This is a genomic window from Paenibacillus sp. MER 180, assembly GCF_023713665.1.
Classification (GTDB): domain Bacteria; phylum Bacillota; class Bacilli; order Paenibacillales; family Paenibacillaceae; genus Paenibacillus_B; species Paenibacillus_B suaedae.
Genome location: NZ_JAMAVT010000003.1, coordinates 387,303 through 402,036, shown reverse-complemented (window position 1 = coordinate 402,036; position 14,734 = coordinate 387,303). Strand labels below are relative to the sequence as shown.

Below are 14,734 nucleotides of genomic sequence, written 5' to 3'. Positions count from 1 at the left end.
CATGTCGGAAATGGGTTCCTTTGACTTCAACGCTATCATGTCGTCCAAATTCTACGATATTCATAGATTTCTTTGTTACATTTCGTAAATGTAACAACATTGTCTTCAGTTTTTAATGTTCATTTAATGTTCCTTTCGTATTATTTGTATTAACGGAAATAGATCAATAGAAGGAGGTCCGTTGCCAGATGAAAACAGTTTATATTGAATTCCAACAACGAAAAATACCCGTGTTTTGCACAAATATGTCCCACAAAAATACATTCTCACTACTTATGGATGCACTTAACCGCAAGATGAATACAGGCAAGCGAGCGATCAAGACCTGTCTTGAAACCTTGATCAGTATTGAAATTATCGGCTCAGAGGCAATCTTGCATTCAAGACGTGAAATGGACACTGTAGCATTGTCCTTATATTAATCATTCGTGCATTTGAATTCCGACAGAATTGTTTTGATAGATCATTGCAAAAGGCGTAATTCCTTTTTGGAATTACGCCTTTTGCAATCTTTACACGTTATTCTTTTGTAAATTCAAACTTGACACGATACATTTTGTATCATACATTACAAGTATGTGTAACGTAACTTATGAATCTGCGATCCTACTCTAGCATATTTATGACAAAGGAGTCCTGCTATGACCTTTGGAGAGCGCTTACGCAATTTACGAACGGCCCGCAACATGTCGCAAGAGCAAGTAGCTCGACATATTGGATTAACTCGTTCGGCATATAGCCATTACGAAATTAACAATCGGCAGCCCGTCTATACAACCCTTCTTAAGCTAGCTGTCTTATTTGATGTATCCGTGGATTACCTAATCAATGATAACTCCTATCTGGAATCACGCGAGACGAATCAGCTTCTACAGCTATGGCACGGGCTTGATGCCGACTCAAGACAGCAGACACTCCAGCTCATGAGGCAATCACTCTACTCCAAGCGATAGAGTTTACGACCATCCCTATCTTACTTGAGCAGGCAATATAATGTAGAATGTCGTTCCATGTCCTTGCACACTCTCAACGCCGATTCTTCCTAAGTGCAATTCAACAATTTCTTTGGCAATTGCCAGCCCTATACCGCTGCCGCCTGTCATTGAATTTCGCGACTTATCATTTTTGTAGAAACGGTCGAATAGATAAGGCAAGTCTTCTTCTCCCACACCAATTCCGGTATCCGTGATTTGAATATGCACCGCTTGCTCCTGTTTCAGATAGTCCACTTCAATGGTAATCGAGCCGCCAATTGGCGTAAATTTAACCGCATTATAAATAATGTTGTCAAATACCTGCATCATACGATCAATGTCCACTTCCAGCATAAGACTTACAGGCGGAGCATTGCGGTACGTCAAGTTGTAACATGCGAACATTAACCCTCTGCTTCGCAGTTCCAACTCGTAATGCTCTTCCAGATGCGAAATAAAATGTTCAAGAAGTACAGATTCTATCGATACAGGCACCCTTCTTGCTTCTAATTTGGACAACTCAAACAAATCGTCAATCAGATGATTCAAGCCATTAATTTTATTTAGCATGAGGCGAATATATTTCTTCTGCTGCTCTCTATCCTGAATTACCTCATCTTGGAGCGCCTCCAAGTAACCACGAATTAAGGTCATTGGTGTTCGCAAATCATGTGAAATATTCGTAAATAGATGCCTGCGGGAGGTCTCCATCCGCTCTAACTCATAATTTTTCATTTCTAAATTTGCGTTCATTTGAGTTAAGGCAGCTGTGCGCTCTTGGATCCGCGCTTCTAAGTTAGCATTCAACTCTCGTAACTCGATCGTTACAGATTCTACGTCGTACATCGCCTTGGAATATCTCATTGAGATCATAAGCGACTGCATGAAAACGCAAAATACAAGTCCACTTGGAGCCAAGTCTCGAATGGGAGCAAGCGAATGATAATATAAAATATCATTAAGAACCAATATATTGAAAACAGTAAAGCCGAATAATGCAATATGCGCTCCCATCCGATGATTATAGACAGCCTTCATATTCATTATGATTACATAGCAAGCCGCTGCTATCACATATAATTGGTAAAGCAGAAGGTAAGAGGTGAACGTACGCACAGGCAGGAATACAATGGAGCCAATTAGCAATGCTCCTGCTACATTCATTATCGTATACGTCCTATAGCAGGCGTCCTCATAAAATAAATATCTCACATATCCGCATCCTGCCATCGTCGCCACGATCATTAGCACATATTCCAGGCGAATAACGAAATACCACGATAAACCAGGAAACCAAGTAAGCAGAATGGCATCTCCCGACGTTAGGATTCGGATTGCCATTGCAATACAAAGAATCGCAAATAGAAACGTATACCAATCCTTACGCCTCTCTATGAACAGACCAATATGATAGAGCCCCACCATTAATAAGCAGCCGAACAGCATACTGTCCCTAACCAATTCCAATCTGCTCTTGCTTATGATTTTCTCCGATGAACCCAGGTATAGTGACTGCCATATTCCTCCACGATGATGCGAGAAATTCGTAACCTCGATAACGATATCTGCGGTGTTTCCAGGAGTACTCACCATAACCATGCGTTGCTTCATAGAAGGAACAGAATAGTCCTCAAACTCGGAGACTTGTCCTTCATGAATAATCGGCTTACCATTCACCCACATGCGATATGAACTATATATGCTGGGGAGCCATACACCCAACAGATTATCCTTCGCATTCTTCTTTATCGTAAGATAATACGTCGCGACTCCCGTACCCGTCTTGGAGAACCCCGGATTCGTTAACTGATTCCAAGAAGATGGCACCTTCACATCCGCCATCATTGAAGGGGAGTCCGTTATTTTCTCCGTAGGAAGCAAGCTCCCCCATTTCATCTTCCACATTCCGTTCAATGGCACAATTCCATCTTTTTCAAAATTCCAGTTCCGCAAATCAAGTATTCCATTTTCCGCGCTCGGAGCACGCTTCGAATCAATAATCGCCCCTGCAACATGTAGAATAATTATAGTTACAATAATCATGGCCATCATAATATGAAAAGTTATTCGACGCATCGATGACGCCCTCCTCAACCCTTCCATTTTATAACATACTTTCTTATTTGACGATAGAAGAATCCAAGGAATTAAGGTTTCATGTCGCAATTAGGAATAGATTGCCATATCCTGACGATTTTCGCTATAATGAAAGAAGTGGCGGAGGTGATAACCTGCAGTGAACGAGAGCAAAATATTAATCGTAGATGATGAAATAGAGATTACTGAACTCATATCCTTATATTTGCGCAGGGAAGGCTACCGTGTATACGTTGCAGACAACGGATATACCGCCTTACAGATGATGAAGGAAATTGAACCAGACTTAATTATTTTGGACATCCTCCTCAAGTCGCTAGATGGTATTGAGGTATGCAAGGAAGTGCGCAAGACATCGAATGTTCCAATCCTCTTTATAAGCTGCAAGAGTGACGATGTAGACATTATATTAGGTCTTACAGTCGGTGGAGATGATTACATTACGAAGCCATTCAGCCCTAGTCAACTCGTTGCTAGGGTCAAGGCCCATTTGCGCCGCAACTCTCTGTCTGCTCAAGCACTGCAACGCTCGGCTCAACATAGACTGTCCTACGAAGAATTGGAGATGGATTTGCAGAGCCACACCGTGACCGTACAAGGCAAAGCTGTTGCACTATCTGCCAAAGAATTCGACTTACTCGCGTATTTGGCACAATCGCCGAACAAAGTATTCAAGTTAGAACAATTGTATCAGCATATCTGGAATACCGAGAGCTTCGGTGATACACGAACACTCATGGTACATATTAGCAATCTACGCAAGAAGATTGAACCGGATCCTACACGCCCACGCTACATCGTAACCGTACGAGGTGTAGGGTACAAATTTCAAACCGAATAACCAGCTCTACACCAATACCCGCATGAATTCATCTCATGCGGGTATTGCTTTCGTAAACTTTCTGGAAGCTTGGGCTTGTTTATAGTACAATAACGCTTAGTGTTAAGGAAGTTTGAACAGAAGAAAGGAAGTCACATTACATGTACATGTCTACTGACTGGAAAGACTATGAATTAATTGATACAGGCGGCGGAGAGAAACTTGAACGCTGGGGAGATGTTGTGCTTCGTCGTCCCGATCCACAAATCATATGGCCTCTTGAAAGGGAGACAGATATTTGGCGCAATGTACACGGCCATTATCATCGCAGTTCCTCTGGCGGCGGTCAATGGGATATGAAGAAGCCTATTCCAGAGCGTTGGACGATTGAATACAAGCATCTCAAGTTCTATATTAAGCCAACGAACTTTAAACACACAGGTCTGTTCCCTGAACAAGCAGTAAACTGGGACTGGATGATGAACAAAATTAAGAGTGCGAATCGTCCAATTAAAGTTCTTAACCTGTTCGCTTATACTGGCGGTGCAACAGTGGCCTGTGCATCTGCTGGCGCCGAAGTCTGCCATGTTGACGCTGCTAAGGGGATGGTGCAGTGGGCGAAGGAAAATGCCGCGTTGTCCGGTTTGGAATCTCACCCTATCCGTTTCATCACGGACGATGTATTCAAGTTCGTACAAAGAGAGCAGCGCAGAGGCAACAAATATGACGCCATCATTATGGATCCCCCTTCCTATGGTAGAGGACCTGGCGGAGAAACGTGGAAGCTGGAGCAAAGCTTGTATCCGTTTCTTGAGTTCTGTACGACAATAATGTCGGACAATCCACTTTTCCTGCAAATCAATTCATATACGACTGGGATCTCGCCTACCGTACTAAGCAATATGCTGAGTATGACAATGAAAAAGCGCTACGGCGGCAAGCTGTCCTCAGGTGAAATAGGCATCCCGATTACGAAGTCCGGTATGGTACTCCCTTGCGGTATATTGGGAAGATGGGAGGCATAACGATAGATGTTAGGCCAACCTGCAACTCCGCATATTGGCATCTTATACGAGGATAATCACGTAATCGTTGTCGAGAAGCCAGTTAATATCTTGTCACAAGCGGACGATACGCAGGATGCAGATATGGTGACCTTACTGAAGCAAGACTTGAAGGAGCGTTATGCGAAGCCTGGCAATGTCTATGTAGGTCTAGTCCACCGATTGGATCGTCCTGTCGGTGGAGCCATGGTATTCGCGAAGACGAGCAAGGCTGCCTCACGCTTATCTGATGTCGTTCGCACACACAAGCTGGGCAAGACTTACATGGCTGTCGTTCACGGCCGTCCAGCTAAGACCAACGGGACACTAACTCACCATTTGCTGAAGGATGTCCGCACGAACACAGTCCGCGCTGTTGCTCCTGGAACTTCAGGAGCCAAGGAGGCACGCCTGTCTTATGAGGTAGCTGGCATGAGCGGCGACATGACGCTTGTGCGTATAGAGCTTCATACCGGACGACCGCACCAAATTCGCGTACAAATGAAAACGATTGGTTGTCCATTATATGGAGATCAGAAGTACGGCGCTGATCGCAATAAGCCTGGTCAGCAGATTGCTCTATGGTCTGTGCAGCTATCGTTCCCCCATCCGACTACGAAGGAAGTTATGGAGTTTAGATCTCAGCCGCCCATGGAATACCCATGGAATCTCTGGGATCCGGCAATCTATTCTTCCTGTTGATGTACTTTCTATGTACATCAACAAGTAAGCTAGGGCAATCTTACCGATTCGGTAAATAATCATCGCACGCAACACCGTGACTGTACGATCGCATTGCTGAGAAGCAACCTTCTCTCGATGCGATTGTACACGATGCGTTCATTTGCAGACACAGTCATCATTCAGTCATGCTCATTTAACGCATGGTGTTATTCGTGTATGAAAGGAGGAAAATAGGAAAATGAGTAAAGGACGGTATGTACGAACAGGATTGCTGGTCATTGCAATTGTTCTCTTGATTTTATCCACTGCTTGCGCAATTGCCGCGCCATCACAGCTTGTCGATCAAGATGCATCTAGTTCGCAATCAACAACGGGCAGCGAACAGCAGACAAAGCCTCAACCGGCACATAAAGCAGCACTAGCTCAGCATAAGGACAGTTCACCTTCATCGACCGATGCCGATCATCTCAACTCTTCTACGAACATCCCGGCTAGTACGGCCACTACGCCACCTAACAACACGAAGGCAAAGCCATATACTCTTTCCAGCAAGCTTCTTGCGGTAGGAGATATTATGATGCACTCCCCTCAGTTTCCTGCCTATTTCAATAAGAAGACAGGCACATACAATTTCAAGACCTATTTTACTAAGGTGAAGCCTATTCTCGAGACAGCAGATTGGTGTTGGGCGAATCTGGAGACTCCATTGCTAGGCGGCGAGAAGGTCTATACCGGATACCCCATGTTCAACGCACCACCAGAGCTTGCAGATGCCTTGAAGTTCGCAGGCTTCAATATTGTAACGGCGGCGAACAATCATTCATTAGATCGATATGAAGCCGGAGCCCTGCGCACATTGGAAGTGTTGAAGAAAAAAGGGCTGGTAACGAAGGGACTCTCCGCCTCATTATGGGAATCCAAGCAGCCAACATTAGTTGAGAAAAACGGAATAAAACTAGGCATTCTCGCGTATACGTACGGAACAAATGGCATCCCGCTCCCGAAGCAGAAGCCTTATCTTGTCTCTCTCATTGATGAGAAGCGCATGATACAGGATATTCAGAATACGAAGAAGGCTGGAGCTGACGTTGTCGCAATTGCCATTCATTTCGGCACTGAATATGAGCACACGCCGAATCAAGAGCAAATTCGACTGGCGCGTTCGCTGATCCAAGCTGGAGCAGATATTATATTGGGCTCTCATCCACATGTCATTCAACCCTATGAGCGTATTACGGTAAGAGAGCCCGACGGCTCTAAGCGCGATGGGCTTATTATTTATTCAATGGGGAACTTTATATCCAATCAAACTGGCAATGGTACTGATATTGGAGTAATCTTCGGTGTAGAAATTAATAAGCATATGCCTGAAGGCACAATCGAACTAAAAAATGTGACAACGATTCCAACATGGGTGCATATTGAAGGTGCCCGTGACAAGCGCAAGTACCGTGTACTCCCACTGGAACAAACGATCAAATCACATTCTGACAATCGATTAAGCACACAGCAATATCAGGCAATGAAAAAGATGCTCACCAGCGCGACAAGCCATCTTGCCTCAAGATCGGCTGTACCGGTTGTACTCAATGTCTCGCCTTCACCATAGATTATTGGCCTGCACGAACAGGCTCTGACGCTGCAGCCGTCTCTTTCTCAACAGTAGACGGTTGTGGCGGCTGAGTTAGCTTGCCAAGCAAAAGGATAAGCAGCTGCTGGTTATGCGTTGAGATCCGATGTAAAATTTCATTCCAGTAGTTCTCTCGAATAGCGACTCCACGGCGCATTTCCTGTTCTCCGAATTCGGTTGCCTGGATCCACACAATTCGACGATCATCCTGGTCTCGCTCTCGAATAATTAGAGCATTCTTCTCCATCCGATCCATCAATGTTGTAATCGCAGCAGGAGTCGTAGCTAAGTGAGGCAACAGATCAGAAGGCTTAACCTTCCCATATTCCGCAATTCGTTCTAATACGGTTAACTGGCTCTCTGTCAAGCTTGGCGCCAGGGACTCGTCCATCATTGACTTATAATCCTTGGATAACTTCGACCATAGCTTGGCAAATTCGGTTGCATGCATGCAAACGACTCCCCCTTTATTCCATGTCGATCTACAAACACCTAAATTATACCACAGCAAAGTAGATAGGACATCCCTAATCTTAGCATAATGCCATTTAATTACAAATTTATTGCCAAAGAAAGTTCAGGAACCAAGCAATCAACTAGCACATATACTGTTGTATAGGCATCTGTCACACCAACTTCTCACTAATTTGATGCTTTAACTGCAAGGAGGGGACACAATGGATCAGGACAAATCCGGTATTTTCCGCAAAGCAATGGAGATCGGGATCATAAAAGACCCACAATGGATAGAACGACTCGATGAGCCCGTACCATTGTGGGTCCTATTAGAGATTATCAATACCCTGCACGATGTGTTGAATCCACCGCATAAGCCATTCGATTAGACGGATGGTGGGTTAATAATCATCGTATTTACAATACTATCTTCCTTATCGATTGCAACCAAGCTTCGGCCTTGCGCTCTCTTATCCATGAGAGGGGCATGTTCAGTAATAAGCTGATGCAAGTGTCCCTGTTCCGTAATGATCGTAATCGGATACGACTCTTTACTGAAGTAAGCGCCAATTAACTTCTTCCCATTCGGCTTCACTCGCTTCCCTTCTTTGAACTCGAATGTAGCCATTCCTTTACCGCCGCGTCCCTGTGTTGGGTAATCCAGCAGCAACGAACGCTTGCCCCATCCAATATCCGTTAGAACAGTAATCTCGCCCTCTTCACCAGTGACCCGAAGAGCTGCTGTGATTGCATCGTCATCCTTAAGCTGCATTCCACGAACACCACCAGCTGCGCGTCCCATCGGATTCACTTCCGCTTCTGTAAATCGGATAGACATTCCCTGCTCGGTCACGAGAAGAAGATCTGCCGCCCCATCACTGAGCATGACAGCCAACAACGCATCTTGGTCTGCTACTTTACAAGCAGCGACTGCCCCTGTACGGTTGGTTTCGTATTCCTTGAGCATCGTACGCTTTACTTGGCCACGACGCGTAACGAACAAGAGCGAACTCAACTCGTCTGCGAATGACTTGACTGGAATGACAGCTACGATAGAGTCTTCCTTTGCAATCGGAATCACATTGACGATGGCTGTACCATTGTCCTTCCACTTGAATTCTGGAATCATATGGACAGGCAAGGAGAAATATTGTCCCCGCTGCGTAAAGATAAGCAAGCGATCCAAGGTGTTCACTTCATAAATTTGACGGATGTAGTCGCCTTCCTTAACGCCAGATGCATCCCATTCTCCGCCAGATCGTGTGAAGGATAGCTGACTCGTCCGCTTGATGTATCCATCATTGGACAAGGTGACGAGAACATCCTCGGCATTTACGATGACCTCAAGGTTAACCTTGATTTCCTCGACTTCCCCCTGCACGACTGAACGGCGATCAATTCCATATCGATCACGAATATCCGTCAGTTCCTTCTTAATTACCTTCATCAGCTTCTTGCTGCTCTCCAGAATCGAACGAAGGTCGGCAACCTTCTTGCGAATATCCTCTAATTCCTTCATCAATGAAGTCAATTCCAGATTCGTCAAGCGGTACAGTTGCAATGTCAAGATCGCATCAGCTTGACGTTCAGAGAAGCCAAATTGTTCAATCAAGTTATGCTGTGCATCCTGACGATTCTTCGAAGCTTTGATAGTCGCGATAACCGCATCTAATATATCAAGCGCCTTGACCAAGCCCTCCAACACATGTGCTCGGTCTTCTGCCTTCGACAAGTCATATTGGGTACGATTCGTGACAACTTCCTTCTGGTGTTCAATGTAGGCTTGGAGCATAGGCAAAATGCCCATTTGCATCGGAGCCTTGTTCACGATCGCTACCATGTTGAAGTTATAGGTCACTTGCAAGTCGGTCTTCTTGAACAAATAGTTCAAAATGCCGTTCGCATCCGCGTCCTTCTTCAGCTCAACGACGATACGCATCCCTTCGCGTCCACTTTCATCACGAACCTCTGCAATACCGTCTACTTTCTTCTCTAAACGGATGTTCTCCATTGCGGTAACGAGACGCGACTTCACGACCTGATACGGGATTTCGGTAACGACGATCTGCTGACGACCTCCGCGCATCTCCTCAATATCCGTCTTCGCGCGAATGTAAATGCGGCCCTTACCCGAACGATATGCATCGCGAATGCCTTCCGCACCCATGATGATTCCGCCTGTAGGGAAATCCGGACCTTGCACAATGTTAATAATCTCATCCAGATCAATCTCGGGCTTGTCGATCATGGCGATGCATGCCTCAATCACTTCCCGCAAATTATGTGTGGGAATTTCCGTTGCAAAGCCGGACGAAATCCCGCTAACGCCATTTACGAGCAAGTTCGGGAAGCGCGAAGGCAATACAACAGGCTCTTCTTCCGTATTATCAAAGTTTGGACGGAACGGAACGGTGTCTTTCTCAATATCCCGAAGCAGCTCCATCGCAATGGAGGACAATCTGGCTTCTGTATAACGCATTGCAGCTGCTGGATCATCATCGATTGACCCCCAGTTGCCGTGACCGTCAATCAGGACATGCCCCATCTTCCATGGCTGCGCCATGCGCACCATGCCGTCATATATTGAAGAATCCCCGTGCGGGTGGTAATTACCCATGACGTCCCCGACCGTTTTGGCCGACTTACGGTATGGCTTTTCCGGTGTGTTGCCGGATTCATACATTGCATACAAGATGCGTCGCTGTACCGGCTTGAGACCGTCCCTGACATCGGGTATCGCGCGATCTTGAATGATATATTTGGAATAGCGCCCGAACCGGTCGCCAACCACGTCTTCCAAGAACGCGGGTTTGAATTGTTCCGATACGCTCATGTGTCTCTCACCTTTCTATTCCTCGAACTCCGCAAAGTCAACGTTCTCTACGATCCAGCGCTTACGCGGCTCCACCTTGTCGCCCATTAATGTCGTCACACGGCGCTCTGCCTTGGCAGCGTCATCGATCTGCACCTGCAGCAGTGTTCTCGTCTCCGGATCCATCGTCGTTTCCCACAGTTGATCGGGATTCATTTCGCCAAGACCCTTATAGCGTTGAATTTCAGCGCTTTGTCCGAACTGCTTCACGTAGCTGGCAAGCTGCTCGTCCGTCCAAGCATAGCGAACCGTCGAGTGCTTGCCCTTCTTATGCGATATCTTATAGAGCGGAGGCTGTGCAATATATACCTTGCCCTTATCAATAAGCTGACGCATATAACGATAGAAGAACGTGAGCAGCAGCACCTGAATATGCGCACCGTCAGTATCGGCATCTGTCATAATAATGATCTTCGCGTAGTTGCTCTCATCCGCATCGAAGTCGGAGCCTACCCCTGCTCCGATTGCATGGATAATTGTCCGATATTCATCATTCTTCAAGATGTCGGCCAGCTTGGCCTTCTCCGGGTTCATCGGCTTCCCCTTCAGCGGCAGGATTGCCTGCGTCTTGGAATCGCGCCCTTGCTTCGCAGAACCGCCCGCCGAGTCCCCTTCGACGATAAAGAGCTCATTGCGTGTATAATCCTTAGACTGCGCTGGTGTCAGCTTGCCGTTAAGGTTTGAGCTCTCGCTGCGCTTCTTGCCTGAGCGCACATCCTCTCTCGCCTTACGTGCCGCTTCACGCGCCCTTGACGCCTGAATGGCCTTCTTGACTAACATCTGCGCAATTTGTGGGTTCTCCTCCAGGAAAATGCTCATATGCTCTGCCACGATTGTATCTACAGCGCCCCTAGCCATGGCACTACCGAGCTGATCCTTCGTCTGACCGACAAATTCCACATCGGACATCTTCACATTAATGACCGACATCATGCCTTCACGTAGGTCGTTGCCGTCTAGGTTTTTATCCTTTTCCTTCAACAAGCTGTTCTTGCGCGCATATTCATTCATCACACGCGTGTAGGCTGTCTTGAAGCCTGTCTCATGCGTACCGCCGCCACGAGTTGGGATCGAGTTTACAAACGATACGATTGTCTCCGTATACCCATCGTTATATTGAAGTGCAATCTCAACCTCAACATCATCCTTCTCAGCAGTGAAATGAATCACTTCATGCAGCACGTTTTTATCTTCATTTAAAAAGCGTACAAACTCGCTTGCTCCGCCTTCATAAAGGAAAGTTTCTTCCTTCCCTGTCCGCTCATCTTTCAATGTGACCCGTAAGCCAGAGTTCAAAAATGCAATCTCCTGCAATCGTTCAGCAAGATTGTCATAATTCAAATGAATATTGCCATGGAATACCTTCGCATCCGGCTTGAATGTTACCTTCGTGCCTGTGCGATTCGTATTACCGACAATCTCCAGCCCCGTTACCGGTTCGCCGACATGTTCTTTGCCTTTCTTATCCGTCCATGTCTCAAAGCGCATGCGATGAATCTTGCCGTCTCGACAAATCTCCACCTCAAGCCATTCCGATAACGCATTCGTGACTGAAGCGCCAACGCCGTGCAGACCGCCAGATTTCTTATAGCCTGCACCACCGAACTTACCACCCGCATGCAAGATCGTATAGACGACCTGCGGGGTCGGTACCCCTGTCTTATGCATACCTGTCGGAATTCCTCGTCCATTGTCTCGAACGGTGACCGACTGGTCCTTGTGAATTGTCACATCAATCTGAGAGCAAAATTTGGCGAGATGCTCGTCGACAGCGTTGTCTACGATTTCCCATACCAGATGATGCAGCCCCGAGGAGCTTGTACTGCCAATATACATCCCTGGCCGTTTGCGTACCGCGACAAGCCCTTCGAGCACTTGAATGTCGTCAGCCCCATACTCAGAATTGCGGTTGCCAGATGCCCCCCCATTCTCAGGCGACTGTCCGAACATATCGACTTGCTCGACCATTCATGCTCCTCCTTCAAAAATACATGTAGTGCATAATCAATAATCATGCGTGTTCCATACCATAATACGTGCTTCATACCAAATGCGTACTTCACAAATAAAATGCTACCTTATTAGCGTTCCAACCTTCGTTGGCAAAAGAAAATCTGCCGCTGCCGGACGAGAGGAACAACAAAATGCCCCATTACTTATATCGTCCGGATGCAAACAGATGTTTCGCATTCTTGTATATTTTAATTCAAGATGTCCTGTTTCGTAAAGACACGGAATGCAATGAATAGGGAAATAATGCCCCATACACTTAATACAGCAAGCGAGAACGGCAAGCTCATCCCTTCTACAGGGGCCGGTGTACCCGCCATATAGTCCGTCAATTTCAAGTTAATCATGAACAGATATTTGGCAGTCGGCCAAGAAGAGGCCATATTATACAAGATGGTACCTGCGATCAGGGTAGCCATTAAGGTTACAATACTTGCCGCTGTGCTCCGGACGAGCACGGATATCATAAACCCAAGTGCTGCGACTACGATGCTGGAGAACCAGATAAGGCCACATTGCATAAGCAAGTACAGCCATGAGGGAAGCGTATGTACGGCATTGAAATCCACGTTCGTGCCCGCTACCGAGAATCCGGTAAATATCGGAAAAGACCAGCCTCCATACCCGAAGACCGCCCCTGAAATCAAATAAGCAAGCAGTGCTGTCATCACGACAATGATTCCGGTAAACATCATCAGGACAATCCATTTGCTCATTAACACCTTCCACCTGCGAACCGGCCTAGTCAGCAGCATCTTGATCGTGCCGGTAGACCGCTCCGATGAAACGATGTCCGAAGCAATCGCCATAACAAGCAGCGGAATGAACAGAGTTACTGCATTGTCCATAAAAGTACGGGTAAATGTCACCCCGTTCGGCTCACTCGGATTCACATCATGGTCCAAATAATATTGCAGCTGCTGCAGCATAATGAGCCGATACTTCTTCCACTCTTCGGGTATTCGGTCGCTTCCGAGCGAATTTTGAATATCGGTGATGCGCTGCTGCAACTCCAGTCGCCAGTCCTCTTTGAACTTCTCCCTACTATTTTCCGCCATCTTCATTTGCGCATATGTGAAGACAGGAATTAACACTATCAATATGAGCATGATGACATAAAATCGTTTTTTCTTCAACACTTTTAATGTCTCATTGTGGATAAGCGGCAGCAAGCTACTCAATGCGTTCACCCTCCGTTAATTCTAGAAATAGCTGTTCTAGGGTAGGCATAATATGCTGGATTCCTTCGATTTGGATGCCGGCATGCATCATCTTGCGATTCAGTTCTGGAATGATGTCCGGTGCAGTTTCCGTTACGATTGCGTAATCAGGTATCCCGATCAAGGTAGACTCGTCAATCGGCGCTGTCTCTCGGCTATAGATTGTAACCCTGTCGTTTTCTGCTAACAGCTCCATAGCCCGCTCCGCAGGCTGTGCCTGCCATACTACAAACTGATTGCGTCCCGTAAGCAGCTGTTCGACATCATCTACAGCAAGCACTTCACCATGGCTGATAATCGCAACGCGATCACACATTAGTTGAATTTCACTTAACAAGTGACTCGAGACGAACACAGCCATACCACTGTCAGCCAGCGTACGGATAAATGATCGCAGCTCCTTAATGCCGAGTGGATCCAATCCATTCGTGGGTTCATCCAGAATGAGCAGCTTCGGTTCAGCAAGCAATGCTTGCGCGATCCCAAGCCGTTGTCTCATCCCTAACGAATAGGTCTTCACTTTATCATGAATTCGATTCGACAACCCAACGATCTCGACAACTTCTTGAATGCGTTCTTGACCAATGCCACTTACCATCCGCGCGAAATGTTCTAAATTTTCCCATCCTGTCAGAAAGTTATACATTTCCGGGTTCTCTACGATACAGCCAACATGCCGCAGGGCCCGCTCCGGATCTCGATTCACATCCAGACCACATACTTGAATCCGGCCTGAAGTGGGAGTAATCAAGTCCACCAGCATTCGAATAGTCGTTGTCTTGCCAGACCCATTCGGCCCGAGGAAGCCAAAAATTTCGCCTGCTCGAACCTCGAAAGTTACATCCTTGATAATCAGCTTAGAGCCTATTTTCTTCTTCACATGTTCTACAGATAATATAACTTCCTTCGCATGCTCCATCACTAAGCC

General features: G+C 46.4%; 13 protein-coding genes. 7 read left to right on the top strand and 6 right to left on the bottom strand.

Annotated elements, in window-relative coordinates:
• Nucleotides 1-188 precede the first annotated feature (188 nt).
• Nucleotides 189-422, top strand: a complete 234-nt coding sequence (locus M3661_RS06865) for a hypothetical protein (protein ID WP_021254604.1) — start codon at nt 189-191, stop codon at nt 420-422.
• Nucleotides 423-641: 219 nt separating this feature from the next.
• Complete coding sequence (locus M3661_RS06860) at nt 642-953, top strand: helix-turn-helix domain-containing protein (RefSeq protein ID WP_021259129.1); 312 nt, start codon at nt 642-644, stop codon at nt 951-953.
• 15 nt (nt 954-968) lie between these two features.
• Here M3661_RS06860 and M3661_RS06855 read toward each other — a convergent pair whose 3' ends face one another.
• The gene (locus M3661_RS06855) at nt 969-3,050 is read right to left on the bottom strand and encodes a sensor histidine kinase (protein WP_251483096.1); all 2,082 of its coding nucleotides are present in this window, start codon (nt 3,048-3,050) and stop codon (nt 969-971) included.
• Between the two features lie 160 nt (nt 3,051-3,210).
• Here M3661_RS06855 and M3661_RS06850 point away from each other — a divergent pair, with 160 nt between their 5' ends.
• The 4 genes from M3661_RS06850 (at nt 3,211) to M3661_RS06835 (ending at nt 7,227) form a co-directional block, all read left to right on the top strand.
• Nucleotides 3,211-3,912: a response regulator transcription factor gene (locus M3661_RS06850; RefSeq protein WP_065291619.1), complete on the top strand. Its 702-nt coding sequence runs from the start codon at nt 3,211-3,213 to the stop codon at nt 3,910-3,912.
• Between the two features lie 140 nt (nt 3,913-4,052).
• Nucleotides 4,053-4,916: a class I SAM-dependent methyltransferase gene (locus M3661_RS06845; RefSeq protein WP_065291620.1), complete on the top strand. Its 864-nt coding sequence runs from the start codon at nt 4,053-4,055 to the stop codon at nt 4,914-4,916.
• 6 nt (nt 4,917-4,922) lie between these two features.
• Entirely contained in the window at nt 4,923-5,636 is a 714-nt protein-coding gene (locus M3661_RS06840; protein WP_251483094.1) for an RluA family pseudouridine synthase, read from the top strand.
• A 220-nt stretch (nt 5,637-5,856) separates the two neighbouring features.
• Entirely contained in the window at nt 5,857-7,227 is a 1,371-nt protein-coding gene (locus M3661_RS06835) for a CapA family protein (protein WP_251483093.1), read from the top strand.
• A 1-nt stretch (nt 7,228) separates the two neighbouring features.
• Here M3661_RS06835 and M3661_RS06830 read toward each other — a convergent pair whose 3' ends face one another.
• Complete coding sequence (locus tag M3661_RS06830) at nt 7,229-7,699, bottom strand: MarR family winged helix-turn-helix transcriptional regulator (protein WP_021254611.1); 471 nt, start codon at nt 7,697-7,699, stop codon at nt 7,229-7,231.
• A 226-nt stretch (nt 7,700-7,925) separates the two neighbouring features.
• Here M3661_RS06830 and M3661_RS06825 point away from each other — a divergent pair, with 226 nt between their 5' ends.
• Nucleotides 7,926-8,093: a hypothetical protein gene (locus M3661_RS06825; RefSeq protein ID WP_021254612.1), complete on the top strand. Its 168-nt coding sequence runs from the start codon at nt 7,926-7,928 to the stop codon at nt 8,091-8,093.
• On the opposite strand, the gene gyrA is transcribed toward M3661_RS06825, so the two are convergent.
• The 4 genes from gyrA to M3661_RS06805 form a co-directional block, all read right to left on the bottom strand.
• Entirely contained in the window at nt 8,090-10,537 is a 2,448-nt protein-coding gene (gene gyrA / locus M3661_RS06820) for a DNA gyrase subunit A (protein ID WP_065291623.1), read from the bottom strand. The two genes, M3661_RS06825 and gyrA, sit on opposite strands and share 4 nt — an antisense overlap.
• Before the next feature lie 15 nt (nt 10,538-10,552).
• On the bottom strand, nt 10,553-12,544 hold the full coding sequence (parE, locus tag M3661_RS06815; protein WP_065291624.1) for a DNA topoisomerase IV subunit B: 1,992 nt from the start codon (nt 12,542-12,544) through the stop codon (nt 10,553-10,555).
• A 233-nt stretch (nt 12,545-12,777) separates the two neighbouring features.
• Nucleotides 12,778-13,767: an ABC transporter permease gene (locus M3661_RS06810; RefSeq protein ID WP_021254615.1), complete on the bottom strand. Its 990-nt coding sequence runs from the start codon at nt 13,765-13,767 to the stop codon at nt 12,778-12,780.
• The gene (locus M3661_RS06805) at nt 13,760-14,725 is read right to left on the bottom strand and encodes an ABC transporter ATP-binding protein (RefSeq protein ID WP_251483090.1); all 966 of its coding nucleotides are present in this window, start codon (nt 14,723-14,725) and stop codon (nt 13,760-13,762) included. Before M3661_RS06805 ends, M3661_RS06810 begins: the two co-directional genes overlap by 8 nt.
• Nucleotides 14,726-14,734: the final 9 nt, after the last annotated feature.

Coding starts and splice junctions, on each gene's coding strand:
- M3661_RS06845 (WP_065291620.1), top strand. CDS start 4,053: ATGTACATGTCTACTGACTGGAAAGACTATGAATTAATTGATACAGGC.
- M3661_RS06840 (WP_251483094.1), top strand. CDS start 4,923: ATGTTAGGCCAACCTGCAACTCCGCATATTGGCATCTTATACGAGGAT.
- M3661_RS06860 (WP_021259129.1), top strand. CDS start 642: ATGACCTTTGGAGAGCGCTTACGCAATTTACGAACGGCCCGCAACATG.
- M3661_RS06865 (WP_021254604.1), top strand. CDS start 189: ATGAAAACAGTTTATATTGAATTCCAACAACGAAAAATACCCGTGTTT.
- M3661_RS06825 (WP_021254612.1), top strand. CDS start 7,926: ATGGATCAGGACAAATCCGGTATTTTCCGCAAAGCAATGGAGATCGGG.
- M3661_RS06830 (WP_021254611.1), bottom strand. CDS start 7,699: ATGCATGCAACCGAATTTGCCAAGCTATGGTCGAAGTTATCCAAGGAT.
- M3661_RS06835 (WP_251483093.1), top strand. CDS start 5,857: ATGAGTAAAGGACGGTATGTACGAACAGGATTGCTGGTCATTGCAATT.
- M3661_RS06805 (WP_251483090.1), bottom strand. CDS start 14,725: ATGGAGCATGCGAAGGAAGTTATATTATCTGTAGAACATGTGAAGAAG.
- gyrA (WP_065291623.1), bottom strand. CDS start 10,537: ATGAGCGTATCGGAACAATTCAAACCCGCGTTCTTGGAAGACGTGGTT.
- M3661_RS06855 (WP_251483096.1), bottom strand. CDS start 3,050: ATGCGTCGAATAACTTTTCATATTATGATGGCCATGATTATTGTAACT.
- parE (WP_065291624.1), bottom strand. CDS start 12,544: ATGGTCGAGCAAGTCGATATGTTCGGACAGTCGCCTGAGAATGGGGGG.